Consider the following 26,565-nt stretch of genomic DNA (forward strand, 5'->3'; position numbering starts at 1 on the left):
GCGCGGCTTTTTTGTTGAGCCGTCAGCTCACATCGTCGGCGACGTTGAGCAGCTCGCGAGCGAACTCGTACTCGCTGACGAGATCGCTGGCCTTCTCCTTCGGCCATCCCTGCTCTCGCAGGGTCGCATAGAGCAGGTCCGTGTCGAGCCGCTTGCCACTCCGATGCACTGTGACGAGGAAGGTCGCCCAGCGCTTGAAATCCGCAGGGTGCGATGACCCTGACGACTGGTTGGCCGCGCCCGAAAACTGGACGAGAAGCCGCGCGATCTCGGGGCCGACTTCCGCCGCGAGCGAGGTGCGGGGCAGGGACGTCACGACCGAGAGCGAGAGCGCCGCTGCCGCCGGCTGAACCAATTGCTCGAGGAATTCCTGAAGGGTCGCGTTGTAAACGGTCGGGCCCAGGTTTCCGACATCGCGGGGAACGATGTTCACAATCTGAATGCCCTCCGGCTCCAGATGCAGGGCCACCCCCAGCGCCGGAAGCAAACCGTCGGCCTCTCTGGAGAAGACGCGGTAATTGTCGTCGCCGATGTTCGCCTCGCCCTCCGGCGAGCGCGCCCAGGGCGCTTTGGCGTCGCGTGTCATATGGTCGACCAGCGCGTCGATTTCCGCGCGTGTCCCGCGGACCTCAAGGTCGCGCATGACTTCCATCATCGTCTTTTCCTGTCTGGTGTTCGCATATTGTTCTTAGCGCGAAGCGGGCTAGGATCAAAACTGTCGCTATACCGGAACGAGAAATGCCCACAGGTTCGCTGTACGCACGGATGCAGGCTCACGGGACCTTGACGGAGTCGCCGCGCGACATCGCCAACGCCGTCTACGCATTGCCATCGACGTTGCACTGGATGCGCGGGCTGGCGATCCTTTGCGAGGCGCAAGCCGTTTCATTCCAAACAGCCCGGGCCTTCTACCAAAGAGTTCAGCGCAAGCCCCTTCCCGATCGGCAGCTGAACTCGATCTACGAGCAACTGCTTCTGTCACTGCATCATATCGCAGCCCTGGACGCCCTGGCGCTTGCCCCGAACAAGGCCGACGTAAGCCGGGTCGGCATCGTGGCCTGGTACTATGGCGTCTACGGCGCGGCCTCGGCCATGATCGCGGCGGCCGATGGGTCGTTTCCCGAGACCCACGCCAGCACCGCCCGACAGTGGGACCGACAGTTCGCCGTTCCTGGCCTGGTGCTGCCGCCGTTCGCGGATCGCGTAGGGCGCCTGTGCTCAGCGGATGTCGAGGATGCGCTTCGCGTGCCGCGCAGTCGCGGCAAACACCCGCTGACGCTCCAGCCCGGCTCGGTCGACGAGGCGTGGGGCTGTATCGCGGAATACCTTTCGGGGACCGCGTCGTGGGAGCAATGGAACGTCGAACAGGCCGTCCGGGGCGCATCCGCCTTTCGCGATCTCGGCGTGGAGAATTTTCGCACCAAGGCCGCGCGCGCGCTCCGGGACGAGGCGCTCGGAAAACGGAGCGTCTGCTTCCTTCATCAGGCGTCGCGGTATCGCGGCAAGGCCAACTACCGCGATGCGATCTTCCTGGCCTACGGCAAATCCGTGCCGAAATCGGTCGATGGGTTTGTCGATGATCTTCGCGTGGTCCTCAGGGCGTTCAGCGCTATGGCCGCCGCCTATTGCGCCGCTCGCGTCGGGCGGGACGAATGGGACTGGTTCGTCGCGGACATCACCAGCCGCCGCGCGATTTCGCTCTCGCCGGAAGACATCTGGCGCTGAGCACCTGTATCAACCACCGCCCGCTACGACCGAAAATGACGCAGGCGCACCCCTATTGTGTCGCTATTTCACCGGAGACAAGCCGATGCCGATTGCCCGTCTGTATGCCCGCGGCGCCGAAGGGCGCCTGGAGGATCTGCAGCATGACATCGATCTCAGCGAATGCGCGGGGGTATGTCCCATGAAGGGCGACCACATCGTGGCTTCGAAGGTCGGTCAGTCCGGCACGCTCTGGGAGGTCCAGGAGCGCTACTTCAAGGCCCGGGGACATGACGACTACGTGGTCCTGATCGTCGAGGAACGCGACGCTCGTCCGGATGAGGTCGATCTGTTCTGAGATCAGAGATGCAGTCTCTCGACCTTCCTGACTTTGATTTCGCCGACGATCCGACGCTTGAGCGTTTTCTGCCGTCGTTCGACGGCAGGTGGAGTCAGCAGACCAAGGCCATTCAAAAGTCTCTGGGCACGCAGCAACTCGAACTGAATGGAAGCTGGGCCGGCACGCCGACCGATTGGTCCTGCCCGGTCTGCCGACGCTACAAGCCCGAGATCGCCCGGTTGACGCCGGCTGGCGTCGCTCTTTGCCAACTTGATCGACACCACGACCATCTCGGCGACGAGGGTGCGCGCATTCTATGGCGCGGCCAGCAAAAGCAAACCGATCGGGCGCGCCAGGATGCGCTCCACAGCGCCATTCAGGTTTGCATGGGACTGGCGGAGAGGTTTCACCAGACCTTGGTCTGCAGCGACTGCAACGCCGCTGACGGGGCGGCCAAGTCGGCGTTGGCGGGCGTGGTGCACCCCGAGTTCAGTTTCGCTCCGTCGGAGATCGCCAGATTTATTCGGATCGCCCCCAACCGGCCCCATGAGGTGGACGTCGAGGTCGCGCGGGCCGTCTGGCTTGAGGTCGCCGAGGACGTGCGTGACCGGCTGTCCTTCATGGAGGTCATGGCCCGGCGTATCGCAGAGGGGCGCCACAGCCGCGAAGGGTCCGGATACACGCCCCACCACAAGGCCACGCTCCTGACGGATATTCTCAGCGCGGCGGGCCATCCGAGAACCACGGTCGAGTGGCTGGCGGGGGGCGTCGAGAAGCGCTCTATCCAGCGGGACGGCTTTGCGTCGTCGGTGAAAAAGCCGTCGAAGAAATCCGTTCCAGTGCCAACGCCGGATGACCTGGCGCGGTTCACCGCTGGCTTGCATGAACGAGATTTCTGGCATGCGCCGGCTGAGGACTGGCGATGCGCGGCCTGTGACCGATCCCGCTTCGAAATGCTCCGCAAAGCGCCCAAAAGCGGCCTCTGGACCGCCGGCGCTCACCGGCGACGCGTGTTCCTGGTCGAGGCCGATCCTGACGCACTGTGGCGTCGGAACGGCTGGTATGAGCACGGTCTGACCTTCGGCGACCACCAGACGGTCTGGATTTGCAAGGACTGCCGCCTGATCATCACGGACGCCAAACAGACCGGCCAGAACTTGACGGATGACTGCCTAAGCGTCGCCGACGTCCGGGAACTGCTGATTGCCGTCACGCCGCACGAGCGGCCGCAATACGATCGCCAGGCCGCCGCGCGCCGCGCGAGGGACAATTTCGAAGCCATGGCGGCGATCGAGGACTACGACCTCCATCGCCGGCGATGCCTGGACCTGTTCTACGACCGCCGTCGGCTTCTACGCTCGAACCGCGCGGCGGATATCGATCTCTGGCAGCTAGAGGCGGTGCGGGAAGACCATATCGAGGAGGGGCAGCGGGGCCGCCAACTCGCGTGGCTGCTCGATCAAGGCCGCCGCTTCGCCGAGGTCAATTTGCGGGATCGGTGGCCCCGAGACGGCGCTGACGAAGGCTAGGCCGGGCCCGCTAGAACTGCGACCGACCGAGTACCGCGTCGGATGCCGACGGGCGTATTCATAGCCGCCCTTGCTGGCGGCAAGTAGACGGCTGGACTGTGGAGATGTCGTCATGGCCAAGATTAACTATCGCGACCGGGCGCGGAAACACGTCGCCGAGGCTAGAGCACGGCTCGCGGAAGCCGGGGAAGCGGCCGCCCGCCAAGCCTGCCTGGCGCTGCGCATGGCGATTGAGGCCCTGACCTATCAGAACCTTCAAGCCTATCTTGCGGAGACTCCCAACAGCGTCATGGCGCAATGGACGCCCAAGAAGGTGATGGACGAGCTCTTGGCTGCGGACCCCAATGCGGACCAGACGACGACGGTATTCATAGGGGTCGAGAAGACGCCGGGTGTGCCGTCCGACGACATGCAATTTCTGGGGGAGGACCGGCGGTTCACCCAGAAGTGGGGCAACAAGGCGCACAACGCTCTGGGCAGCTTCCTGCACGAACCGACTATTCGCCAAACCGAAACCGGAAAAGCCACTGAGGCCGACGCCCGTCTGAAGGCCGCCGCGATCGCGGATGAACTGGACCGGATTCTCGCCACCTCCCTGTTCTCAGTGAACATGGGCGAGTTCATCTCCTTCGAGTGCGTCTGCGGCTTTCACGTAAAGCGCCGTAGTTCGGTGTTGTCCCACGACGACCAGGTCATCTGCGGCGGATGCGGTCGGCACTGGATCTACAAGGAACTCGAAGGCGACCCGGCCTACGGATTCGTCCCGGACGGCTATTCCTTTCCCTGCTTGAGCTGTGGAGAGACATGCCAGTTTGAGGCACACGAACTCGGCGACGGCAAGATCATCGCCTGCGCCGGCTGTGGCGCACAAGCAGAGGTCTTCACCCAGTTTGCAGTCCGACCGGCTGGGGCCGGGGCAGATGGGGCGGACTGTGCGGGCGATACACCGACGTCGACCTAGCCGGACTTGGGGCCCTTCAACTGATGCGTGCCTGACTTTCCCGCTTGATCCCGCCAAGCTTGTCTTTCAGGGAGGGCGTGGTCCGATGCGATCTTCGGGCGCCGGCGGATGGGCGACATGGCGGTTCACGAGATTGAGGAACGGCGGTTCGCCGCCTTGGCGGGTTACACTCGCGATCCCGGCCTGGTCAGGGTTGTTCAGGAGTTCGCCTGGTTTGAGACTGATGATGGTCGCGTTCTGGGCGTGCTGACCTGGGACCGGTTCGATCGCGATTTCGCCTGGGTCGCCTTGGGGCGCGACGAGCGTGCTCAGTTTCGAATGATCGACGTTGACGCCAGCCTCGGCTCCGCGGACGAGGCCCGCGAGGCGCTTCTCGCCGCCATGGGGCGGTGGCAGGCCGAGCCCGACGAAGACATGCATCAGGGTTGGGACGGGGAGGGCGAAGTGCCGTCCGAACCGCCCGCGCCGATCGATTTCTTCGCGCCGATCACGCCGGAACAGAATCAGCATCCGACGTTCAAGGTCCTCGTCAACGACCCGCGCTATTCGCCGGCTCGCGAGTTGATCGCAGCCATGATGCGTCACCACAAGGATGTGGACGGCAATTTCGTCCAACAGTTCCAGACGGTCGCTTTCGACGCCCGTCTATGGGAGCTCTATCTGTTTGCGGTGTTCACGGAGCTGGGCTTCGTACAGACAGGCGACGGCGTCGCGCCGGACTTCGTCATGAACAGTCTGCGAGGTCCGCTAGGTGTTGAGGCGACGACGGCGAACCCGCCGCAAGGCGCGGACGTTCCGCCGGCTCCGACGGCGGACACGCTCCAAGACTACCTCGAAAACTATGTGCCGATTAAGCTTGCCCGGACGCTGAAGAAGAAACTCCGAAAGGCCGGGCCATACTGGCGGGCGGAAGGAATGGCGGGCGTTCCCTTCGCGATTGCGGTTCAGGACTTCCACGCGCCGGGCGCCATGACGATGATCGTCCCGGCAATGACTGAGTACGCCTTCGGGGTCCGCCACTCGATACGGGACGGCGTCCGAAAAATCGAATGGATCACCGAGCATCGGCGTGGCGATATGGTGGAACAGAGCGGCTTCTTCCGCCTGCCCGATGGCGAGAACGTCAGCGCCGTGATCGTCAATCCGCAGGGCACATTGGTGAAGTTCAACCGCCTCGGCTTCGTCGCCGGCTTCGGCGACCGCCGCGTCCGGATGGTCCGCAAGGGCATCCGACGTCATGACGGTGACGCCGACCCGCGGCCGCGCCCGTTCGTGGACCAGGTCCACGCGCCGGGCTACGCGGAAACCTGGGTCGAAGGCATGGTCGTCCTACACAATCCTCACGCCAGAATTCCTCTCGACCCCGAACTGCTTCCCGGCGCTACGCACGAGTTTCTCGAACCGGACGGCCGGATCATGTCCGGCTTGCCGAATGCTCCGCCGCCCTACTACTCCCGCACCGCGGTTTTCATTGAAGGCGACGCCGAGGCTGACGCAGATGTGCAGGAAGACTAATACAGCCTTGCCGGGGCGCCCCTCATCGGGGAGACTCCCGCGATGAAGTCGAGCCTGGATCATCTGCCTCTGCGCAAGCAGGCCGAGCTACGCCGCGTCGTGGAGGTCATCCGCTCGTCGTTCGTCGACTCCATCTCGACCCGCAGGGCCGAGCGGCTGAAGAACGGCAAGATCCTCAAGGTCATCCTCTACGGATCATACGCGCGCGGCGACTGGGTGCATGATCCGGTCGGGCGCTACTTCTCGGATTTCGATCTGCTGATCGTGGTCGATCATGAAGACCTGACCGACGGCGAGTTCTGGCATGACGCCGAGAACAAGCTGATGCCGGGCGAGACCCTGATCCGCACGCCTGTCAGCCTGGTCGTTCACAGCCTCGACGACGTGAACGAGCAGCTGGATCGAGGTCGCTACTTCTGGGCGGACATCGTGCGGGAGGGGATCGTTCTCTTCGATACGCCCGGCGCCAAGCTGCGCAAACCGGCGGATCTGAAAGCTCAAGTAGCGCTCAAGGAAGCGGAGGATTTTTTCGCTGATTGGACGCAAAGCTCGGCTAGCTTTGCGCGTGGCGCGCAGTTCTACATGGGTGAGGGGGCTGATCCTAAGCTCGCCGCGTTCAACCTGCATCAATCGGCCGAACACCTGTACCACTGCGTGCTGCTGGTGGTGACGCTCTACAGCGGCAAGGCCCACAACCTCGCCTTCCTGCGCAAGAAGGCCGAGGCGATCGACGCCCGGCTGGCCGAGGCCTGGCCGCGCGAGACCAAGTTCGAGCGTCGCTGCTTCGAGCTGTTGCGCGAAGCCTATGTGAAGGCGCGCTACTCCAGGCACTACAAGATCAGCGCCGAGGAACTGGCCTGGCTGACCCAGAGGGTCGAGGTGCTGCGCAAACTGGCTGTCTCGGTTTGCGAAGAACGGCTGGCGCAACTACGCGAGGCGGCGAACCATGACCCTTCCGCGTGATCTGATCCCACCTAACCTCGCCGCGACGTTGGACGCGGCGAGGCGTCTGGCCGATCCATTCGAGGACATCCGGCGACGGGACGAGATGTTGCGCGCGAGCGGAGTGCTCGGTCTGGCCGACCGCATGAAGCTGGACACCCCGCTCGCCTACGCGGCGATGGGCCGGAATCCGCTTCTGGAGCGGATGCAGGTTGCCGGCGCCATCATGAAGGCCCAGGCGGACGCGGACCGCGTCTATCGCGCCGCGTTTCCAAACGGCCTGATCGAACAGGCCGAGAGGATCGCTCAACTGTCGGCGGGGTTCGCCTTGCCCGATGTCCTTGAACGCTTCCGGACGCCGACGGACAGTTTTGTTGATCGCATCCTTCGGCTGTCGGACGGCGGTCTTGGCGCCAGCGCCTTGGCGATCGCGCGGCCGGCCCAGATCGAGGCCTTCGCGCGGGCGTCGGCGATGGCGGACATGTTCGCCGAGAGCGACCGGCTGACCCGCGGTGTGCGAGAGGCCGTCGGCGTCTTCTCCATCACGGACATGCCGCAGTTCGCGAACCTGGCCGGCTATCGCCATTTCCTCGACGCCGCCGGCTTGCGGCTGTCGCATTGGCCGAGGCGGCGTCTTCTGACCATGGCCGAGAAGCGGCGTCGCCTGAAGGCGCGTCTTCAGGCCAATTCCGCTCCGCCGCATGTGAAGCGCGCCAAGACGCTTGTTCACCGCTACGAACTGACCCTGCGGGAAATTCTCGATGCGGTGATGGCGGAGACCTACGGCGAGGATTGGCCGGATGAGCGTCTGCCGCTGTGCGACTGCAAGGATTTGCTCGGGAAGTGGAAGAATCGGGGAGGCGAGGTTCTCGACCACGCCGACTACACACACTACGCCCGGATCATGAGCCATCCGGAGCATTTCCAGGCGATCTTCGAGGCCGGTTTCGACGACCCGGAGGCGGTGTTCGATCTTCTCAAACAGGCCGGAAAGCTCCGCGCCGCATCACACCATGCGCACCTGTTCACGCCCGAGGATCTGAAGGCGCTTCGCCTGACGTGGAACCAGATCGAGACGGGATTGCTCGCGCTCACGCCGGATTTCGAACTGGATTGGGCGGGCTAGGCTGACGGAGCGACAGCGAGCGGCCGTCAGTGCAGCACTTCGCCGCCGACTGGATTGACCTGACGCAGCTGACCGGCCGCGTCCTGGACGAAGACCTCAACCCGAGCGCCCTTGTCGATCAGCGTCGTCGCCTTCACGAGCGCGGACTCGATGGCGTCGACGCTGAAATCGAAATGCCCGGAATTCCGGCCGTCGCGGAGAACGCGCCAGTCGCCGTCGCCGCGGATCACCGTGAACTGGATCGTGTCGGGGTGCATCGCCAAGGGATCACTCCTTCCCTCTCCGCCCGTGACGCCAGCGGTTGGGCTCAACCTACAGGGCTTCTCAGGGCAAGTTCAACAACACCCTGATCCAGCCGATATGCTGGAAATGCTCCACGCCCTCGAACAGCGGAAAGGCGATCAACATGACGAGGCCGTCTCGCAGCGTCGTCAGGAAGAAGCGAGGGCGAACCTCGATCACCTCCCGGTCGCGCCATTTGGTGAAGTCGGGCCAGAAGCGCGGGGTGCGCGCGACATAGGCGGCATAGTTCGGCCCGAAAGCCTCCGAGAGCCAGGCCTCTTCTCGCTTCACCGTCGCGGCGAACACCAGCACGGCGATGAGGACAAACAGGGCGGCGATCGTCAGGCTGCCGGTCTGGGCGCCCATGCCGAAGGCGCCCAGGAAGCTGAAGACATAGAGGGGATTGCGGCTGAGGGAGTAGGGGCCGCGATCGACGATCTCGGCCTTCTTGCGACCGCCGATATAGAGGGAGCACCAAGCCCGGCCGACGATGCAAACGACGATCGCGGCGATGCCCACGGTTTCAAGGCCTTCGTGGAGTTCGGTCTCGCCGCCGAGCGACTGGCTGATCGCCGCGAGCGCGATCACCGCCAGAATGCCGATCAGCAGGACCGCCTTGCGGATCAGTTGAACCCGTCGAAGATCAAGAGACTGGGTGGTCGACATAAGGACTCCGTCGAGACCGGGTGAGAGGAAAGCGTCGGTGCGCCTAAGCGGGTGCGGCTGTTCTGCGGCCGGCCCGCCAACTGGTGAAGGCGATCAACGCGATCAGAACAGCCAGAAGCACCGCTGTCGAGCCGATGGTGCCGAACCCCAGCCCGCCCTTGTCCGGGGTCTTGGTCAGTAGGTCGCCCATGGTCGCGCCGAACGGCCGGGTCAGCACGAAGGCGATCCAGAACAGCACCGTGCGCGAAACTCGCGTGAAGAAATAGGCCAGGACCGTCAGGCCGATCCCGGCCGCGATCAGCAGATTGCTGAGTCCGTAGCCGAGGCCGGAGCTGTCGGCGAGGAAGTCTCCCAGCGCCGTGCCCAGGGTGTTCGAGACCAGGATGGCGATCCAGTAGAAGGTCTCGACCTTGGGATCACGGATATGATCGACCGCGATCGACCCCATCGTCAGTCGCCACGTCGCGAGGACGGCCACCAGTGTGACGCCGATGATCGTTGCGCCCGTCGCATAGCCGAGGCCCAGGCTGCGATCCATGAAGTCGGAGATCGTCGTCCCGGCCGTGCTCGTGGCCAGGATGACCGACCAGTAGAGGAAGGGGTGGAAGCGTTTGGCGCGCAGTTGCAGCACCAGGGTGGCGATGAAGAAGGTCAACAGCACCACCGAGCTTGCCGCATAGCCGATCTTCAGCGTCATCGACAGGAGGTCGCCGCCGGTCTCGCCCACAGTGGTGGCGCAGATCTTCATGATCCAGAAGGCCAGGGTGACCGTCGCGACCTTGTTGGCCTCGGTCATGGTCTCGGTTGTCGCCACGGTATGATCTCCGGCGGCGGCGTTCCGGTTGGGCCGTCGAAGCGTGACCGTGATCCTCGATTGCGGCGAAATCGGCGCGTTCCGGGGTGGCGCTTTGGTTTGCGGGCCAGAAGGCCGAACCGGAGCAGGCCGTCCCGTGGGAGGTGGCGTCGAGGCGGGGTGGTGGTCTCTCGTTGGCGCGCCAGCCCGCGCGGCCTCTCGAAGGGCTTGATCTGACCGAAAGCCGGCCGTCTTCCGCAACCGGGCGGGTCGAGTTTCTTCCCCGGCCTGACGGCCTCCTCGCGCGAGCCAAGAAACACGCCCCGCCCGGTCCTTCGCATGCGCTGCGGGGTCTCTCACGCCTGCGGCGCTCCGACCTGCGGGCCGTCCGTCTCCCGGTCCGTCGATCGCCATCGAGGCCGCGGCAGGCGTGGCCCGACAGCAAAGGAGAGACCACCATGGCCACCATCGGAACCTTCACCCAGCAAGCGGACGGCAGCTACAGCGGTTCGATCAAGACCCTGACCCTCAACGTCAAGGCGGCCCAACTCCGGGCCAATGAGAAGACCGACGACAAGGCTCCCGACTTCCGCATCTTTTCCGGTCAGACCGAGTTCGGCGCCGCCTGGAAGAAGACGAGCCTACAGAACCGCGAGTACCTGTCGGTCAAGCTCGACGATCCCAGCTTCCCGGCTCCGATCTACGCCTCGCTGGTCGAGATCGACGGCGGACACAGCCTGATCTGGTCCCGCTGACCGGACCGCGGCGGCGCTGCCGACAGCGCCGCCGCCTCTGGTTCGGATTGACGGAGAAACGAGCGGGACCCATGGCCGGGGCGGATTTTACAGTTGAGCATCGATGTGCGGCGCGACCTGGCTGCTCCAGTTGCGAAGGAGTGGCCAGCAGGTCAGCTGATACATCAGCCAGCACGCATAGACGGCGTCGTGATGGAAGCAGCCGCCGGCGCCGATCCGACCGTGCGCAACGGAATGCCGCAATGCAGATCCCGCCCGAAAGTCGAAGAGCAACTCGAGTTCCAGGACCACAGCGGGAGGAAGTATGGCTTCCAGCTGTGGTCTCAACCGACCGAGCAAGGCGTTAAGCGACACATTCTCTTCTGTCATATCTTCGAACTCGACCGTCGGATCATGGCCCGCAACCCTCAGCACATGACGCAGACAGGGCTCCAGTTGGGGGATCAGCAAATGAACGGCTGACCGATCATCGCCTTGCAGCAGGCGAAGGAAACCCAGACTCATCAGGCCGACCTGTTCGCGGCGGACGAAGGGCGACTGCCCGACGATGGGCAGCAGGTGGCGCTCTTCGAGATTGTGCCGCGTCGCCAAGGTCAGCCGCGCCGGATCAAACCGGCCCTCGATGATGATCCGGCGCCGAAAGCCTTCGCTCTCGTTGATGCGCTCTTTCATCCAATCGTCGTCCGGGTCTTCGCGATCACCCGTCGGCGTGTTGGCGGCGGTTCGTCCATCCTCGTCCGAATGCCGCTTGGACATCATGGCGCCGAGGGGAAAACGGTCCAGGGACCGGAGGGCCTCGGCCTGCAAATCTTCGACCGGCTGCGACCGGCCGATGACGGCCAACTCCTTCATCCCCGCGCCAAGAGACAAGGCCTCGAACGTTCGGAACGCCTCATCGCGCTCATCTCCCAAATCGAGGGGAATGCGGGTCATGACGAATTCCGAGAGCGAGTCCTCCTGAAGGTCCCGGAGCTCGCGCCGTAGCTCGCGCCGCCAGTTGTCCTGGCCCTGTACCCCACGTAGCGCGAGGAGCGCCGTCTGAACCCAGTGCGCTTCCGCACCGGCGCCGCTGACCTGGCCGCGCATCCTGAGGATCTGCCTGACGGCGCTGAGCTGACACCGGCGCTGGGCATCCTCATTCCCGGCCTGGAGGTGGATTTGAGCGGCCCTGTCGAAGAGGCGGCTGACCGCGAGTGGATCATACCGTTCAGGAGCGTCGTCGCCGACTGTCTCCAAGTCGGCAGCTACCGCTTTCGCCGGGATCAAGTCGTAGTAGAGCGCAAGGTCCGCTGTTGCGCCGAAGACCGTGACGACCCGGCTTGTCTTGCCTCGTTCGTAGAGTCGGCACAGCGCATCGCCAGACACCGCATCCCGCTGACCGCGCTTGGTGATCCTGCGGGCAAGTTGAAGAGCTCGATGCGCCGCGTCCAAGGTTTCGAAGGCAACGGGACCGGCGACCCCGTACCGCGGAGTGACGACGCCAGCGAGAAGCCGGTCGACCCAACCGCAATAGGCGTCGACAGCCATCCGCGCCGCATCCCCGCGAGCTCGGTGATTGGTCCATGCGATATCAGCGAGGCGCGCGCGGAGTCCGATGTGCGAGACCTGTCTGGCGACCTCGATAAACGCCTCAATTTGGGGCGCGAAGTCCTCGACCGCAGGCGCACGCCAACCAACGCCGATAGCCCGCGGCCCCCACGGCGCCCCTTGATCGGATGGACGGAGCACCAGCCCCACGGCGCCCGCGAGCCAGAACCAGGGCGCTCCACCTGTGCCTGACGTGTTTCTGAAACGCTCCAGAAAACGGGCTTCCAAGGCTCCCGGTTCATCATGGGGAATGCCGACGGAGAGGGCCTCTATCTCCGCGACATCGAACTCGGTCGCGGGGACCGGCGGCGGGGGCCAGGTTAACTGGCTCCCAGGCTCGTGGGGCGACATCGGCAGACTCTCTTCTTGACCAATAACTAGGCGTGAGGGGCCACGCTTTGTCCACTCAATCCCGCCGGCTGGGGCGCCCGTTGGGCGGCGGGCGAGCGGCCGTGAAGCGGACGCCGAGGGGAGGGCGGGCAGCACCGGAGGCCTACGGGGCGAGGGTGGTAACGGTCTAGGGCAGGATAGGCTTTGCGCCGGCAATGTCTGACAGACCCGCTTTCCGATGGACCGCCTCACCCTTCGCCTCTCGCCCGATCTGATCCGCCGGTTCGACGCCGCCGCGGCCGGGCAGGGCGGACGGTCGCGGCTCCTGCGACGGCTCATGGAAGGTGCCGCTCAGGCATCTCTGCCGGCGCCGACGGAAGCGCTGCCCGCGCCTCACTCGGGCAAGCTGACCCTGCGCTTGGGCGAGGCCGACTTGCGTCTCCTGGAGGCCGAGGCGGCTGCGAGGGGCCTGTCGCGAACCCAATGGAGTGTGGCGCTCATCCGTCGCCGCATTCACGATCGCCCGCAATTCAGCCGACCCGAGACTCTCGCGCTGATCGAAGTGCGGCGCGAGCTCAGGCGCATCGGCGTCAACGTCAACCAGATCGCCCGCGCGCTGAACACCGCCGTGATGGAGGGCGCGGTGCTGGATGTGGAGGTCAAGCAGCTGGGGGCGTTCCAGACCGAGATCGCGGCCTGGGTCGATGCGCTCGGCGAGGCCTTCGAGGGCAACCTGGCCTACTGGGGCCCGGCGCCGTGACGGATTTTCGGTCGTCGCGCGGGTTCGAGGAGGCGCTGCGTCCGCCCGTCGATATCCGGCGCGCCCGGATCACGACCGCAGTGTTGCGGCCGCCTCGCGGCGGCGGCGAAGATCCGGCGGTCCGGTTCACGCGGGTGGCGCGCCGCGCGCCGGAGGTGATGGTGAAGATCACCGGCCGAACCCGGGACGGCGCGCATCTGAAGGCTCACCTCGACTACATCAGCCGCAACGGCGCCCTGGCGCTGGCAGGGCCGGACGGGGAACGGCTGGAAGGACGTGGGCAGGTGCGGGACCTGGCGCGCGACTGGGCTGAAGAGTTTGCGCTTGAACCCGGGCGCAGACGGGACGCCTCGATCACCCTGTCGGTCGTGTTGAGCATGCCGGCCGGCACCGACGCCGTCCGTCTTCATGATGCGGCGCGGGCCTTTGCGGCGGAGACGTTCGGCGAACGCTTTCCCTATGTCTTCGCCCTGCACGACGAGGGACGACACCCCCATGTCCATCTGGCGGTGCGAAGACTTGGGCGGGACGGCGAGCGCCTGAACCCGCGCAAGGCGGACCTGCAGGCCTGGCGGGAAGGGTTCGCCCACGCCCTTCGAGATCGGTCCATCGATGCCGAAGCGACGCCTCGCCGCACGCGCGGCGTTACCCGCAAGGCCGAACGCATCCCGGTACGCAAGATGCGGGAGCGGTTCGCAGCGGGGGAAGGGGCGTTGCCCGAGGTGCTCGCCGGCGCCTATCGGGCGGCGCTCGCGGGGGGCGGACGCGAAGGGCCCTGGCTGGCCGCCATCCGAACGCGAGAGTTGGCCGTCCGGCGCGCCTTGGTGGCCGAGGCCGTGCGTCTGTCGCGATCGGACCGGCCCGGGGATCGCGCCTTGGCGGTGTTGGTCGAACGGTTCGTGCGGGAACGACCGGCGGCGATGACCCGCGACCAGGCGCTACGAAACAAGGTGGTCGAGCCTCAGCGCGGCGATGGCCGGAGGCGCAATCGATAGGGGCGCGGCCCACGGCCCATGCTCTCCGCACTCCAATGGCATGGATTTGCGAGTGTCAGAAACTGGACTCTCTTTCTGACACGGAGACCGTAATGCAATTTCTCGCTGACCAGATCTTCGACCGCGCCAGGACGTTGCCGGAAGGCGCGCCCATCGTCGCCAAATCGCCGTTGCAGATCTCCCTGGAGGGAGTGAGTTAGAAGGTCTGCGGATTTTTAAGCCCGATAGCTGCGAGCTGACTCCGCCGAGCGGATGTCGCCTTTTCATTCCATGCGGCAGAAACAATACATGAATTGTTGGGCCGTCCCCCAAGGCGTCTCGTGCAACTCCGTGACGCTATCCAACAGGCGAAACGTCGGTCCGAACTCGCCGTGCAGGTTCTCGGGGGCGTAGCGAACGACTTCAAGTCCGCTGCACTTCTCCGGACCATCTGGCCCAAAGGTCGCGACAATGACGTGACCGCCAAGCTTAACCGAGCGGGTGACCTGACGCACGTATGCGGCTCTGTCGTCCGCACTCGTCAGGAAATGGAACACGGCCCGGTCATGCCAAACATCGTAACGAGCCGCTTCCAACTCCACCGTGGTGATGTCGCCGATGATCCAGTGAACCGAGGCAGCCGACGACCCCAGTCGGCGCCTCGCCACCTCAATCGCGGCCGGAGAAATGTCCAGCACCGTCACGTCACCGTAGCCGCGCGTGACCAGATCATCGACCAAGGTCGCTTCCCCGCCACCGACATCAACGACCGCGCCGCCGCTGTTCGACGTCGCGCGTTCGATGAGCTTCAGTGAAACCTCCAAGTGAGGACTATACCAGCTTACTTCATCCACCGCCTTCGTCTGGTAGACGCCGTCCCAATGGGCCTTGGTGGTCATCCCCGCTGCTCCCGAACCGCACCTGGAAGCTGGGGTCGCGGCTGAGGGAACGCCAGAGGGGCACGTCCGAATGTCTGCGGTCGGTGAGAGCCGACCGGCACGATCGGCGACGTTGTTCTTCGGCGTTTGCAGCCGCTACCGTTGCCGGTCGCGCCCGCGCGCCGGTTCGCGCTCCATCGGGCGAGGTCGGCCCGCGCGCGCCCAGGCGGCCTCGAGCAGGCGCGTCTGGATCGCAGGATCGGGGATCAGGCGCGCCACCACGATGGCCGCCCGCGCCAAGCGCTCAGCGAGCGCGTTCTGCGCCTTCGACGGTTCGGCGTCTCGCGGGGGCGATGGACGATCGAGGCCGGCGGCCTGCCGATCGCGCTCGCGCGGTCGATGGCCCTGCACCTCCATCCCCAAGGCCTGAGCCTGGATCCAGACCTCGCGCCGGAAGGCCGGATCGCCGGACACCCGAACCTGGTCCCAGCCGCGATGGCGGGCGATCTTGAGCATATCGATGACGGCGTCGGGATAGGCCTGGTTCGAGACCAGCGAGCCGCCGCGGTCGCGGAACATCGGCTCGGATGCGCGATGATCGCGAAAGAAGCGTTCCGGCCGGCCCCGCAGGTCGCGTTCGACCAGATAGCGGTCGAGCACCGCCTCCGGCACATTGCCCTTGGCGGTCGAGCGGCGCGACCCGGCCGGGCTCGGCGCGGGCCCGAGGCGGTTGGAGGGCGCGGCGTCGTCGGGCGTCTTCATGGTTCGCGCTCCAGCACCGCCGTATCGACGACCCGGTCCAGCCAGGCGCCGACGACGCCTTCATCCGCCCCGGGCGGAGGCGGCGGCAGGCCTTCGGCGGCAAAGGCGCGCGCGATGACGTCGAAATCCATGGGATCCTCCTCCAGAGCGGGGGGCGATGTCGGTGCGGCGACCGGCACCAGATCAGGCGCGGGCCGCAGTCGGCGCAGGAAGACGCGCTCCCGGAAATAGGCGATCTTCCGGCCTCGGATCGGGGGCAGGCCAGCCTTCAGCACGATCAGGGCGGTCTGCGGCAGCTGCATCAGCTCCTGGGGTAGCATCAGCGCGCGGCGCTGATCGGAGACGGTCGTGCTGCGCCGACCTTGGCTGAGCCCCGTCGGCCGGCTGCGACTGCGGCCGTCGGTCGTATAGGCGCCGAGCCGATCGCTGAGCTCCTGGGCGATCTTGAGCTCCTTGGGCGCGAAGACGATCTCGACACCGCAGTTGGTCATCACTTCCTCGGCCACGTCCGGGCCGTAGATCGCCCTCAGCTGCGACGGGCTTTGAAGCACCGCCAGCAGCCGCAGCCCGTAGCCGGCGACCCAGGCGAAGGCATGGGCCAGGACCGGCGCCGGCCCGAGCCGGGCGAACTCGTCGAGCACGATCAGGGTGGGCCGGTCGGCGGGGCCGGGCAGGGCGCGACTGTTCAGGTCGACCAGCTGCTGGAAGAGCAGGGCGTAGAGCGGCTGGATCCGCAGCATGTTGTCCGGCGTGGCCCCCAGATAGAGGGAGAGCCTGCCGCCGCGCAGATCGCGCAGGTCGAAGTCCGACGCGGAGGTGGCGGCGTCGACCCGCGGATTGAGCCACAGCCCCATCCGGGTGGTGATCGACTGGCGCACCGAGGCGAAGGTGTTCTCACTGGAACTGGTGAAGTCGGTGAGCGCGGCCACGACGGGTCCGGGGAGTGGGCGACCGTCCCGTTCGCGCGCCGCGAGGATCCGGGGCAGCCGCGCGCGGGCGTCGCCGGCGGTGAGCTGGCGGAAGATCTCGCCGAGGGTGAAGGGGCGTTCGGGCGTGGCCGCGACATAGCCGCCCACGCCGATGAACCCGGTCCGCGCCGCCTCGGCCCAGAAGGGATCGGCCCGGTCGTGACCCGGGAACAGCATCACCGCCATGCGCTGCAGTTCGTCGAGCACCGCGATCGGGTCCGCCCGATCAACATGGCCCAGCGGGTTGAAGCGCGCCGTGCGGCCATCCCGCGCCAGGGGATCGAACAGATGCACAGTCTGGCCGGCCTCGGCGCGATAGCCCGCCGTGGCGAGGAAGTTCTCGCGTTTGATGTCCAGCACCACCACGGAGTCCGGCCAGGCCAGGAGGTTGGGAATGACCACGCCGACGCCCTTGCCGGTGCGGGTGGGGGCGTAGAGCATGACGTGCTCGGGACCGTCGGAGATGAGGAAGCCGCCGTCGGCCCGGCCCAGGACGATGCCGCGCTGCGCCCGCAGCCCCGCGCGCCGCTGTTCCGACCCCGAGGCCCAGCGGGCGGCGCCGTGCAGGGGGCGGCGCCGGGCAAGCAGGACGGCTGCGACGAGGACCGCACCGACCAAGCCTGAAACCGACAGGCCGACGGCCAACCAGCGCCGCACCTCGGGATCCTCGCGATAATACCAGAGCCAGTTGGGGACGCGGACGGGGTCGATGGCGTCAGAGAACTGTCCAAGCCCGATCAAGGCGATCAAGGCGGCGAGAATAGCCAGAAGGGTCACGGCGGCCAGACCGCCGACGACGACCGCCGCGGCCCTAGCCGCCGGGCTGACGCTTGCGAACCGGGTCATGCCAGACCTCCGTCACGCGGAAACGCCCGTCGACCTTCTTCATCTGGATGACGACGTCGACGAGCAGATGCAGCAGGGCGCGGATGTCCTCGCGCGGCAGGTCGCGCCCACCTTCGGATTCCCGCACCAGCAGGGTGAGTTGCTCGAAGGCCAGGGCGGCGGAATCCGCATGCACCGTCGTGATCGAGCCCGGGTGGCCCGAGTTGACGTTGCGCAGGTAGAAGAAGGCCGTGCCGTCTCGAAGCTCCTGCAAGAGGATGCGGTCCGGCCGCATACGCAGCGCGCTTTCAAGCAGTTGCTTGGGTCCGATCCTGGCCAGACCTTGTCCGTCCTTGGAATAGACCAGATGGACGACATTGCGGTGCGGCACCACGAACTCGCGGGTATCCTCGATCGTCAGAAGACGCTCATGGTCCGGAATCAGTTCGATCAACCCCTTGGCCAGGGTCGTCTTGCCGGACCCGGTCGCGCCGGAGATCAGGATGTTGCGCCGAGCCGCGACCGCGAGGGTCAGGAAGCCCGGCCAGTCGCCGGTCTGGCGCAGCCGCACCAGTTCGGCGTCGACGGGGTCGGTGGACTCCGTCTGGGCGTCGGCGACCTGGTCGAACAGGCCGGCCGCCGCGAACTCCTTCAGACCCAGGCGTCGTCGCGACGGCTTTCGCAGGGTCAGGGAAATGCCGCCGTCCGCCGCCACCGGCGGCAGGACGATCTGACAACGCACATCGCCCGGCAGGGTCGTCGAGCAGATCGGCTGTTCGGGTCCGACATCCTGCCGGGTGTAGGCTGCGGCCGCCACCGCCAGGGTGCGCAGCCAGGCCTCGGTCAACTCGGGCGCCTCGGTCCAGCGCCAGGCCCCGTCAGCCTCGACCCCGACTTCCCCCGGCCGGTTGATGACGACCTCGGTCACGGTCGCCGGCTCCAGGAAGGGGCGGAGCGGCGCAAGGTAGTGATCCAGGACCGAGGTGTCGTCCATCAGCGCGGCCGCAGCTGATAGACCCCGGCGAAATCCAGGTCCTGGGCCACGAAGATCGACACCTCGGCCCCCTGACCCTTGCGAAGCGTCGGCGGGATGTCGACCGAGCCCTTCAGCGCCACGCTCGCGGCGTCGGACGGCAGACGCGCCGTGGCGGAACCGCTGTCACCCTGGCCCACGGCGGCGTAGACGCTGTCGTCGACGATGGAGAGCAGCAGGGCGCCGCCGAACCGGTCCCAGAAATGGGTGTCGACGACGCCATCGAACCCGGAGCGTCCGAGCGCGTCGGCGGCCGGCGAGGCCAAGGCGACGCCGACCCCGGTCGGCGTCACCGCCCGGGTCCACAGGACGAACAGCCGGCGCCGGCCCTGCTGCAGACCGCCGCGATACTCGCCCAGAACTCGGGTGCCGCGCTCCATCAGGACCACGGCGCCGTTGTCGGACCAGGCGTCACGCGGCAGGACGCAGGTGACATAGCCGGGTGTGGTGCTGTCCATGGCGGTCTGAAGGACGCAGGGCACGCTAGTCCCCGCGGTGATCAGCAGATTGCGGTCTGGCAGGCGGTCGGCGCGCGCCTGGCCGACCGGCGTGACCTGACGCAACTGGTCGAGCGGCGTCGGGGCGCCCGGCGCGGCCGGCGACACCGCCAGGGCCGGTGGCGTGGCGGACTGGCCGCCCCCGCCGGCCCGGCTGTAGGCGAGAACCGGCGCGCGGCGGGCGCTTTCGGCCAGGGCCCGCCGCTGTTCCGCCGGTGAAGGACCGGAGGGGGGCGACCCCCGGTCTTCAGGACCCGGCTCCAGCGGCGGGACGACCTGCGCGTCGCTCAGGGTCGGCGCTTCCGGATCGACGGCGGCGTCGCTCAGCAGGGGCGCGGCCTCGCGGCGGGCGGGCTCGAACGGCGCGGTCTGCCGGGGCGGCTCGTCGCGCCGGCTCGGCTCGGCGCCGTCGGCGTCGCCGCGATCCCAGCTGGCGATCAGGAAGACGCCGCATCCGACGGCCAGGGCGGCCAGGGTAATGACCTTTCCCTGCCGTCCGCCCAGCCGTCCGGCGATCGGCGAGACGCCGCGATCGCTCGTCGGCGAGGGCGGCTTCGGATCGTCGGCGGGCGGGGTCTGATCGAGAGGGCTCACGACGGGTCTCCGACCGACGCGCGATCAACGGCGGGCGAGGCCGTGCCGGTGCCGAGGCCGACACCGCGGGCGTCATAGGCGTCGTTGAACAGGCACAGAACCGATCCGCCCCGCCTCAGCCGCAAGCCTCGGACGACGCCGTGGATCACCACGAACTCGCCGCGCACATCATAGGGGACGAGCCGTTCGGATCCGTCCTCCGCGACCTCGAACAGGGCGGGTAGCGCCTGGACGCCGGGAAAGCGCAGCACGGTGAAGCGGCCGTTGTCGCTGACCTCGCTCGGCTGCAGGGCGCCGTCGCCCTGGGCGGACCAGGCCAGATTGCGGGCACCCTCGACTACCCCGCGCTCCAGCTCCAGACCGATCAGACGCTGTTCCACGGCCTCGGCCTGGACGGCCAGCGCCCGTGCCGCCTGCGCCTGTTCGTCGGCCGGGTAGCGGAACCGGACCTGATAGGCGATCGCGGTGCGTTCACCGGGCTCGCGGGCCAGCAGTTCGAAGGCGTAGTGCCGGGCCGATCCGGCGCGCTCGGTGACCACCAGAAGGTTGGTCGCCTGGTGGCGTTCCCGGGGTTTGAGGAAGAGCACCGATCCCTCTGCGGCCACCTCCCAGGCGACGCTGTCTCCGATCGCGGCGTGACGGATCGTCTCCTCGGGCGAGAAAACAATCTGGGTGGCCGTCCGGAACGCTCCGGCGATCCGGTAGACCGCCGCCGGGTCATAGGTGAGCTCGTGGATGCGGGGGTCGAGCGGGGTCTGCGCCGCGGCCGGAACGGCGAGGGCGAGGCCAGCGGCCAGCGTCAGAAGACAAAGGGGGCGTTTCATCGAATGACCTCCGGATCGGCGCGGTAGGACGTCACCTGGAAGCCGAGGGGGTTCCTCAGCCGGTCCGGTTCGGACATCGGCGCGCGGGTGTAGGTGAAGGCGATGGTGGCGATCCAGTCGCTCTCCACCGTCTGCTGGGCCTGGCGGACCGTGCGGTGGAAGCGGACGTTGGCGACGCCGTCGTTGATGAAGCCGATGGCGCGGATGGAGATGATGGCCTCGCCGTCCCGCCCGTAGAGGTTCTGCGGACTGTTCGGATTGGAGCCGCGGAACAGGTCGGCCCAACGCCGCTGCTCGGCGGGCGCCGACAGGATGGAGACGAGGCGGAAGGCGTCTTCGGCGGCCGGATCGAGGTAGCCCTCCCGCTGTCGCACGTACTGGCCAAGGAAATATTTGCTGACGGCTTCGTCGTAGCGGACCGGCCCGTCCTCCGCCGAGAGGCCGCGCACGACGTCGACCGCGCCGGTCGTCTGGTCCACCCGGATGACGAAGGGTTCGGTGGACTTCAGCGGCGTAAGCATCGCCACCGCGCCGGTTGCGATCACCGCCAGACCCGTGGCCAAGGCGGCCGCCGACCAGGCCAGACGGCGCGACCGGAGCGCAGAGGCCAGGCGGTCCTGGTCCCAGCGCCGCGCCTCGGCGAAGTAGCGCTTCAGCTCGGGTGAGGGCACGCCGCTCATGCGCAGCCTCCCGCGCCGGAGCCGATGGCGGGCTCGGTGGGTTGCGGCGCGGCCTGCGGGGCGAGCACCGAGCCGTGGGGATTGGCCGGTCGCCGGGCGGAGCCGTCGCAAGTCGGCAGCGCGGGATCGCCGCGGTGGGCGCAGGCTCCCAGCAGCAACAGGCCGGCGAGCAGGAGGAAGCGATAGGTCATGTCAGGCGTCTCTCGGTCGGATGGAGCCGCCGCCCCTCGGCGGCTGACGGCTGGATTCCTGGGGACCCTGGGCGCGGCCCGAGCCGCTCCCGCCCAGGGCGGCGGCGTTGGCGAAGTCGGCGAGGCCGGCGCTGGCGCCGCCCGCGATCCCGGCGGCGATGGCCGGGGTCTGCAGAAAGAAGATCGCCCCGAGCAAACACAGGGCGATGAAGATCAGCCCGCCGATCATCGGGTCGGACCCCTGGATCGCGCCCCACTGGTCGCGGACGAGCGACAGGACGAGCTGGAAGATGACGATGATCAGGGCGAACAGGACGAGGTAGTTCACGGCCTGACTGAGCCAGCCGAAGAAGAAGCGGCGGGTGGCGTCGAACAGGGCGCAGGCGATGAAGATGGGGCCGAGGGTGACGAGCAGGGCCAAGGCCAGCTTGGCCACCAGCACCACGCCAAAGCCGAGGGCCGCGGCCAGGGCGCCGATGATGAAGACGGCCGCTGACACCACCCAGGGGCCGGGATTGAAGGCCGAGCCTTCGCGCGAGATGTCCTCGCCCAGCCAGGCCGCATAGGCGAAGAACTGGTCGAAGGCCGCGCCGACGCTGGGGGTGTCCGCGCCGCTGACCGCCCGGGTCAGGGCGTTGGGCAGACCGGTGAACAGCGGCTCGGTGACGAAGGTCGAATAGGCGGCCGTGGTCGCCAGCAGATACAGGAAGGCCAGCTTCAGCGACCGGACCGCGAAGTCCATCACCGGCTCGCTGATCGCGCCCCTCAGGATAGCGACGCCGTAGAGCACGACATAGAGGACCAGGGCGATGCGCAGCGGCCCCTCGACCTCGGCGATCACCGAGGACAGACGGTCGCCGAGGAAGACGTTGAGCCGTTCGTCGATGAAGTCGTAGCTGGGCTCGAAGACGCGAAAGCTCATCGTCGGGGTCCTCAGAAGGCCCGCTCATAGGCGCGCATCCGCGCCGCTCGCCGTGCGTCCGCCAGCCCCCGGCGCGCCGCCTCGCAGTCGTCCGTCTCGCGGCGGGCGTCGCAGGCCGCCACGACCGCCTCGGCCGCTTGAGGATCGACGGCGAAGTCTTCGGCTGTCCGGTCGGGCGCACCGCAGCCGACCAGACCGAAGGCGACGAGCAGCGCCGATCGTCTCACCGGAACACCCTTTCGTAGACGTCCATGCGCGCCGCCCTGGCGGCTTCGGCCCGCTCCCGGGCGCGTTGCTCCTCCAGTCGAGCCTCGGCCGCCTGGGTGAGGGCGAGACCTTGCAACCGGACCTGCTCGTTCTGGATCAGCGCCTGTTCCGCCGCGAGGCGGGCTTCGAGGTCCATGACGGCGCGGGCGTTGGGCGCCGTGTCGAGGGCGGAGCGGAGCGTCTCCAGACCTTGCAGGCGGCGATCCGCAGCTCCGCCGACCGCTTCGCCGATGGCGAGATCCCGTGCGGTCCGTGCGCCGGCGCGTTCGAGGCTGTCGCGATAATAGGCGTCCGCCGAACCCGGATCGCCCGCCGGCGGCGTGTAGAGCCGGGTGTCGCGGCGGATGGCGTCGGCCCGGTCGGCCAGATCGCCGAGCGCGGACAGATCGCCGTCGGCCGCCGCCCGCAGTGCGCGCATGTCCGGAAGCGGATTGCGCACCGCCGGCAGACCGAGCTCGCCGGCCAGGGCGTTGACGCCGGACAGGTCGTTCAGGCTGTCGAAAAGCTGCCGGCCCTGCTCGATCTGGGTCTGCAGCGCTCTCAGCTGCTCCAGGGTGGTCCGAGCCTCTTGGACCATCTGGGCCAGGGCCCGAGGGTCGTGAACAATCTGCTGCGCCTGAACGGCTGGCGCGGCGACGAGGACAAAGGCGGCGGCCGCCGCGGCGAAGGGGATGCGGGTTTTCACAGGAACCTCCTCTGGTCATGGAAGGGATCGCGCCAGAGCGCGTAGTCGTCGCCGACCTCGGCGCGGAGGCGGTCGAGCAGGGCGGTGGTCTCGGTGCGGCCGGACAGGACCGACAGGGCGTCGTCCATGCCGCTCAGGTCCAGTTCCACGACCACGCTGTCGTGGCCCTGCTTGACCAGGAAGCGGTGCGACTCCGGGGTCAGGACCTCCCGCACCAGACGGAACTCCTCCTGGGTCAGGCCGAAGCCGTCGATGTAGTCGCGCGCCTGGCCGTGGGCGTTGGGAAGGAAGATCTTGGTCGCGCACTGTTCGAGGATGGCGTGGGCGATCGGGGAGCGCAGGGCGTCGGCGGGCGATTGGGTGCCGAACACCATCAGGGCGTTCTGCTTGCGCCAGGTCTTGAGCCCGTCCTGGGCCAGTTCTGTGAAGGCCGGGTCGCCCAGCACCTTCCAGAACTCGTCGATGTCGAGGACGAGACGGCGGCCGTCGACCCGCTCGGCGATGCGGTGGAACAGATACAACATCGCTGGTGTACGGACCTCGTCGTGGTCGAGCACCTGAGTGATGTCGAAGCCGGCGAAGCGGGCCTCCAGACTGAGGGCGTCCTCGTCATTGTCGAGGACCCAGCCGAGGGGACCGCCCCTTTGCCAACGCTCCAGCCGCGCGCCCACGCCGCCGGCGTCGCCCTGGCCAAGGAGGCTGCGCAGGGCGGCGATGGACCGGCGCTCGCGCGGCAGGGCCTCCAGCGCGGCCACGCCCTGATCGATGGCGCGGGCCTGGGGCACCGTCAGGGTTTCGTCCGGCCGGGCGACGAGGGTCCGGACCAGGCGGACGAGGAAAGCGCGGTTGGCGGGACTGGGTGAGAGCGCCTTGAACGGGGCGAAGCCGGTCGGTTCGCCGTTGCGCAGGGCGAGATAGGTCCCGCCGCAGGCGCGGACGAAGATCTCGGCGCCCCGGTCCTTGTCGATGAAGAGTTGCTGGGCGTCGAACCGCTCAAGCTGCGCCAGCATGAAGTTCTGGACCACGGTCTTGCCCGACCCCGAAGGCCCGCAGATGAAGGTGTGGCCGAGATCGCCGACGTGGAAGTTGAACCAGAAGGGCGAACCGGCCGTGGTGCGCAGCACGGCGACGGCCTCGCCCCAGTGGTTGCCGCGGGCCTTCCCAACCGGATGGGCGTGGAAGGGCGCCAGGGCGGCGAAATTGCGCGAGGTGATCGCGGCCGGTCGGGTGCGGCGGGCGAAGGCTCCGGGGAACTGGGACCAGAAAGCCGCTTCCAGGCCCAGATCCTCGCGCGCCACGACGAGTCCGGAGTCCGCGAGGATGGCGCGGGCCCTGGACAGGTAGTCGGCCAGCGCGGTCGGGGTGTCGCCGTGCACAAGGATCGACGCCTGGTGTTCGCCCATGACGAAGCGATTGCTGACGAGGTCGTCGAGCGCGTCCGACAGGCCGGTGATCTGCGAGGCCGCGCGGTCCCGCGCCGAGACCATCTGGTTCTGCTTGCGCTCCATCACCGCGCGAGCCGAGGCCTTGGAGAGGAAGGCGAAGGACTGGCTGATCACGAAGCCGAACCGGACGCTCAGCAGCTCGTCCCACAGCCCGGGCCGGGTCGTGGCCGGATATTCCTTGACGGCCAGGACCCCGGCGTAACGGGCCTCGGCGGCGTCCCGCAGCTCCAGCGTCTCGCGTCCGAAGATGGCGCGCACGGTGTAGACCGCCGCGCCGAGGTGGCCGAACACGATCGGGACCGGCGACCGGCGCCCGGTCAGCAAGAGGCGCATGACCTCCATCGGCTCGGAGAACCACAGGTCGCCGCGCTCATAGAGACCGAGCCGGCGCGGCGCATAGCGCCCGAGGTACTGAACCAGGTCGCGTCCGGCCTCCTCGATACGCTGGATATGGGCGACCTCGACTTCGGCGTCTTTGCGGCGCGCCGCCCTCAGACGCTTGGCGAGCGCCGCGGCGCGGTCGCCGGCGTCCCGGCCCGGATGCAGGACGAGGGTGACGAACAGCTCATTGATCCAGAGCCGGCGTCCCGCGACACGATCGTCGTAGAGGGCGCCGAGCTCCCCGGCGAAGGCCGAGCGGAAGCCGGCGGACCGCTCCAGCTCGACCGGGCGGCGGACCACATGATGCCAGATCGCCAGACGGTCGTCGGCGAGATTGCGCCAGGCCTGGTTGAGCTTGACGTGCCAGTCGTTGAGATCGCGGGTGTCGGCGGTCTCGAAGCTGGCGCCGTCGACTTGGAACACCATCATCAGGGCGCCGCTGTCGAGCGCTACCACATGGTCCGAGACGTGACGGGCGTAGGGCAGGTGCGGCCGGGCGTCGGCCTCGCGTCGCAGCCGCGCGGGAGAAACGCCGCCCTCAGCCACGGGACAGCTCCGCCAGACGATAGCGGCGGACGAGGGGGAGGGGCGTCGCCGAGCTCCCGCCCCAGAGCGCCGCGTTGCGCGACCGGCCCTTGGTTTCGACATAGACGAACAGCAGCCGGAAGGCGTTGTGGTCGGCCCGGCAGATCGCCCGGAACACCAGGTGCAGGGCCGGGGCCACGAGCAGGTAAAGCAGGCTGCCTCCGACGAGGAAGACGACACTCGACACGATGACGTTAACGCCCATGGCCTCCATGGGCACGCCCAGGATCATAGCCGGCCGCGTGCAGGCCAGGAACAGCGGATCCTCCGTCAGACGTTCGTCAGCCATGGGGGCCTCCCGCAGACAGGCGCGACAGGGCCAGGCCGATAGCCAGGCCGGAACCGAGACCGGCGAGGATCTGGGCGAACCGTTTGGGCGAGATCAGCCTCAGGCCCAGCATCAGGCACAGGGCGAGAAACAACGACGCCGACCCGATCCACAGCCAGGGCGCGGCGGCGGTCATCAGGCGCCGCCGGTGATCAGGTTGACGATCTCGGCCGCGCCGAAGACCACGACGATGCCGAGCACGACGATCGCCGCCCGGCGCAGGTCGAACAGGCCGAACATCCACAGGATGCCGACGATCACGACCGCCAATACCGCCAACAGACGGGCGGTATTGCCCGTGAGCATATCGACGACGTTCTGGAGCAGGCCTTCGACATTGGCCGAGGCGAGCGCCGGCTGAACCAGGAGAAGACTGGCGGCGAGGGCGATAGCGCCGGCGGCGCCGGCCCTGCGGACGGTCGCGGGTGCGGTCATC

30 protein-coding genes are annotated in these 26,565 nt (G+C 67.5%); 10 read left to right on the forward strand and 20 right to left on the reverse strand.

Features of this window, described 5'->3' with window-relative positions:
- Nucleotides 1-22 precede the first annotated feature (22 nt).
- The gene (locus HZ989_RS07290) at nt 23-655 is read right to left on the reverse strand and encodes a hypothetical protein (RefSeq protein WP_209322936.1); all 633 of its coding nucleotides are present in this window, start codon (nt 653-655) and stop codon (nt 23-25) included.
- An 83-nt stretch (nt 656-738) separates the two neighbouring features.
- On the opposite strand from HZ989_RS07290, the gene HZ989_RS07295 reads away from it, so the two are divergent.
- The 7 genes from HZ989_RS07295 (at nt 739) to HZ989_RS07325 (ending at nt 8,117) form a co-directional block, all read left to right on the forward strand.
- Nucleotides 739-1,725 (forward strand): hypothetical protein, encoded by a 987-nt coding sequence (locus HZ989_RS07295; RefSeq protein WP_209322937.1) that lies wholly within the window; start codon nt 739-741, stop codon nt 1,723-1,725.
- Nucleotides 1,726-1,810: 85 nt separating this feature from the next.
- Nucleotides 1,811-2,062: a hypothetical protein gene (locus HZ989_RS07300; protein WP_209322938.1), complete on the forward strand. Its 252-nt coding sequence runs from the start codon at nt 1,811-1,813 to the stop codon at nt 2,060-2,062.
- 8 nt (nt 2,063-2,070) lie between these two features.
- Nucleotides 2,071-3,573 carry a hypothetical protein gene (locus HZ989_RS07305; RefSeq protein ID WP_209322939.1) on the forward strand — a complete coding sequence of 501 codons (1,503 nt, stop codon included), beginning with the start codon at nt 2,071-2,073 and terminating at the stop codon, nt 3,571-3,573.
- Nucleotides 3,574-3,685: 112 nt separating this feature from the next.
- The gene (locus HZ989_RS07310) at nt 3,686-4,534 is read left to right on the forward strand and encodes a hypothetical protein (RefSeq protein ID WP_209322940.1); all 849 of its coding nucleotides are present in this window, start codon (nt 3,686-3,688) and stop codon (nt 4,532-4,534) included.
- A 117-nt stretch (nt 4,535-4,651) separates the two neighbouring features.
- Nucleotides 4,652-6,049 carry a hypothetical protein gene (locus HZ989_RS07315; RefSeq protein WP_209322941.1) on the forward strand — a complete coding sequence of 466 codons (1,398 nt, stop codon included), beginning with the start codon at nt 4,652-4,654 and terminating at the stop codon, nt 6,047-6,049.
- Nucleotides 6,050-6,091: 42 nt separating this feature from the next.
- Nucleotides 6,092-7,012: a HEPN domain-containing protein gene (locus HZ989_RS07320; protein WP_209322942.1), complete on the forward strand. Its 921-nt coding sequence runs from the start codon at nt 6,092-6,094 to the stop codon at nt 7,010-7,012.
- Nucleotides 6,996-8,117: a hypothetical protein gene (locus HZ989_RS07325; RefSeq protein WP_209322943.1), complete on the forward strand. Its 1,122-nt coding sequence runs from the start codon at nt 6,996-6,998 to the stop codon at nt 8,115-8,117. The genes HZ989_RS07320 and HZ989_RS07325 overlap by 17 nt, the downstream gene beginning before the upstream one ends.
- A 26-nt stretch (nt 8,118-8,143) precedes the next feature.
- Here the strand turns inward: HZ989_RS07325 and HZ989_RS07330 are convergent, their stop codons facing one another.
- From HZ989_RS07330 to HZ989_RS07340, 3 genes are all read right to left on the reverse strand, one after another.
- Nucleotides 8,144-8,380 (reverse strand): DUF2188 domain-containing protein, encoded by a 237-nt coding sequence (locus HZ989_RS07330; RefSeq protein WP_209322944.1) that lies wholly within the window; start codon nt 8,378-8,380, stop codon nt 8,144-8,146.
- A 61-nt stretch (nt 8,381-8,441) separates the two neighbouring features.
- Complete coding sequence (locus HZ989_RS07335) at nt 8,442-9,065, reverse strand: isoprenylcysteine carboxylmethyltransferase family protein (RefSeq protein ID WP_209322945.1); 624 nt, start codon at nt 9,063-9,065, stop codon at nt 8,442-8,444.
- Nucleotides 9,066-9,108: 43 nt separating this feature from the next.
- Nucleotides 9,109-9,879: a hypothetical protein gene (locus HZ989_RS07340; RefSeq protein ID WP_209322946.1), complete on the reverse strand. Its 771-nt coding sequence runs from the start codon at nt 9,877-9,879 to the stop codon at nt 9,109-9,111.
- Between the two features lie 437 nt (nt 9,880-10,316).
- On the opposite strand from HZ989_RS07340, the gene HZ989_RS07345 reads away from it, so the two are divergent.
- On the forward strand, nt 10,317-10,613 hold the full coding sequence (locus HZ989_RS07345; protein WP_209322947.1) for a DUF736 domain-containing protein: 297 nt from the start codon (nt 10,317-10,319) through the stop codon (nt 10,611-10,613).
- 87 nt (nt 10,614-10,700) lie between these two features.
- On the opposite strand, the gene HZ989_RS07350 is transcribed toward HZ989_RS07345, so the two are convergent.
- The gene (locus tag HZ989_RS07350; RefSeq protein WP_209322948.1) at nt 10,701-12,551 is read right to left on the reverse strand and encodes a hypothetical protein; all 1,851 of its coding nucleotides are present in this window, start codon (nt 12,549-12,551) and stop codon (nt 10,701-10,703) included.
- A 217-nt stretch (nt 12,552-12,768) separates the two neighbouring features.
- On the opposite strand from HZ989_RS07350, the gene mobC reads away from it, so the two are divergent.
- The gene (gene mobC / locus HZ989_RS07355) at nt 12,769-13,290 is read left to right on the forward strand and encodes a MobC family plasmid mobilization relaxosome protein (RefSeq protein ID WP_209322949.1); all 522 of its coding nucleotides are present in this window, start codon (nt 12,769-12,771) and stop codon (nt 13,288-13,290) included.
- Nucleotides 13,287-14,285 (forward strand): relaxase/mobilization nuclease domain-containing protein, encoded by a 999-nt coding sequence (locus HZ989_RS07360; protein WP_245162490.1) that lies wholly within the window; start codon nt 13,287-13,289, stop codon nt 14,283-14,285. The genes mobC and HZ989_RS07360 overlap by 4 nt, the downstream gene beginning before the upstream one ends.
- Nucleotides 14,286-14,548: 263 nt before the next feature.
- Here HZ989_RS07360 and HZ989_RS07365 read toward each other — a convergent pair whose 3' ends face one another.
- The 15 genes from HZ989_RS07365 to HZ989_RS07435 form a co-directional block, all read right to left on the reverse strand.
- Nucleotides 14,549-15,163, reverse strand: a complete 615-nt coding sequence (locus tag HZ989_RS07365; RefSeq protein ID WP_209322950.1) for a class I SAM-dependent methyltransferase — start codon at nt 15,161-15,163, stop codon at nt 14,549-14,551.
- Between the two features lie 135 nt (nt 15,164-15,298).
- Nucleotides 15,299-15,904 (reverse strand): LPD7 domain-containing protein, encoded by a 606-nt coding sequence (locus HZ989_RS07370; protein WP_209322951.1) that lies wholly within the window; start codon nt 15,902-15,904, stop codon nt 15,299-15,301.
- Nucleotides 15,901-17,718 (reverse strand): type IV secretory system conjugative DNA transfer family protein, encoded by a 1,818-nt coding sequence (locus tag HZ989_RS07375; RefSeq protein WP_209322952.1) that lies wholly within the window; start codon nt 17,716-17,718, stop codon nt 15,901-15,903. The genes HZ989_RS07370 and HZ989_RS07375 overlap by 4 nt, the downstream gene beginning before the upstream one ends.
- Nucleotides 17,684-18,691 carry a P-type DNA transfer ATPase VirB11 gene (virB11, locus tag HZ989_RS07380; RefSeq protein WP_209322953.1) on the reverse strand — a complete coding sequence of 336 codons (1,008 nt, stop codon included), beginning with the start codon at nt 18,689-18,691 and terminating at the stop codon, nt 17,684-17,686. Before virB11 ends, HZ989_RS07375 begins: the two co-directional genes overlap by 35 nt.
- Entirely contained in the window at nt 18,691-19,821 is a 1,131-nt protein-coding gene (gene virB10, locus HZ989_RS07385; protein WP_209322954.1) for a type IV secretion system protein VirB10, read from the reverse strand. Before virB10 ends, virB11 begins: the two co-directional genes overlap by 1 nt.
- Nucleotides 19,818-20,645, reverse strand: coding sequence for a TrbG/VirB9 family P-type conjugative transfer protein (locus HZ989_RS07390; protein WP_209322955.1), 828 nt, complete (start codon nt 20,643-20,645; stop codon nt 19,818-19,820). Before HZ989_RS07390 ends, virB10 begins: the two co-directional genes overlap by 4 nt.
- Complete coding sequence (locus tag HZ989_RS07395; protein WP_209322956.1) at nt 20,642-21,325, reverse strand: virB8 family protein; 684 nt, start codon at nt 21,323-21,325, stop codon at nt 20,642-20,644. The genes HZ989_RS07390 and HZ989_RS07395 overlap by 4 nt, the downstream gene beginning before the upstream one ends.
- Nucleotides 21,322-21,516, reverse strand: coding sequence for a hypothetical protein (locus HZ989_RS07400; protein WP_209322957.1), 195 nt, complete (start codon nt 21,514-21,516; stop codon nt 21,322-21,324). The genes HZ989_RS07395 and HZ989_RS07400 overlap by 4 nt, the downstream gene beginning before the upstream one ends.
- 1 nt (nt 21,517) lies before the next feature.
- The gene (locus HZ989_RS07405; RefSeq protein ID WP_209322958.1) at nt 21,518-22,438 is read right to left on the reverse strand and encodes a type IV secretion system protein; all 921 of its coding nucleotides are present in this window, start codon (nt 22,436-22,438) and stop codon (nt 21,518-21,520) included.
- A gap of 11 nt (nt 22,439-22,449) precedes the next feature.
- Nucleotides 22,450-22,665, reverse strand: a complete 216-nt coding sequence (locus HZ989_RS07410; protein ID WP_209322959.1) for a hypothetical protein — start codon at nt 22,663-22,665, stop codon at nt 22,450-22,452.
- Nucleotides 22,662-23,390 (reverse strand): type IV secretion system protein, encoded by a 729-nt coding sequence (locus HZ989_RS07415; protein WP_209322960.1) that lies wholly within the window; start codon nt 23,388-23,390, stop codon nt 22,662-22,664. Before HZ989_RS07415 ends, HZ989_RS07410 begins: the two co-directional genes overlap by 4 nt.
- A complete protein-coding gene (locus HZ989_RS07420; protein ID WP_245162491.1) occupies nt 23,387-25,762 on the reverse strand; it encodes a VirB4 family type IV secretion/conjugal transfer ATPase in 2,376 nt (791 codons plus the stop codon). The genes HZ989_RS07415 and HZ989_RS07420 overlap by 4 nt, the downstream gene beginning before the upstream one ends.
- A complete protein-coding gene (locus HZ989_RS07425) occupies nt 25,755-26,090 on the reverse strand; it encodes a type IV secretion system protein VirB3 (RefSeq protein WP_209322962.1) in 336 nt (111 codons plus the stop codon). The genes HZ989_RS07420 and HZ989_RS07425 overlap by 8 nt, the downstream gene beginning before the upstream one ends.
- Nucleotides 26,083-26,265 carry a hypothetical protein gene (locus HZ989_RS07430; protein ID WP_209322963.1) on the reverse strand — a complete coding sequence of 61 codons (183 nt, stop codon included), beginning with the start codon at nt 26,263-26,265 and terminating at the stop codon, nt 26,083-26,085. The genes HZ989_RS07425 and HZ989_RS07430 overlap by 8 nt, the downstream gene beginning before the upstream one ends.
- Nucleotides 26,265-26,564, reverse strand: a complete 300-nt coding sequence (locus tag HZ989_RS07435) for a TrbC/VirB2 family protein (RefSeq protein WP_209322964.1) — start codon at nt 26,562-26,564, stop codon at nt 26,265-26,267. Before HZ989_RS07435 ends, HZ989_RS07430 begins: the two co-directional genes overlap by 1 nt.
- Between the last annotated feature and the right edge of the window lies 1 nt (nt 26,565).

Origin of the sequence: Brevundimonas sp. AJA228-03, assembly GCF_017795885.1 — a bacterium.
Lineage (GTDB): Bacteria > Pseudomonadota > Alphaproteobacteria > Caulobacterales > Caulobacteraceae > Brevundimonas.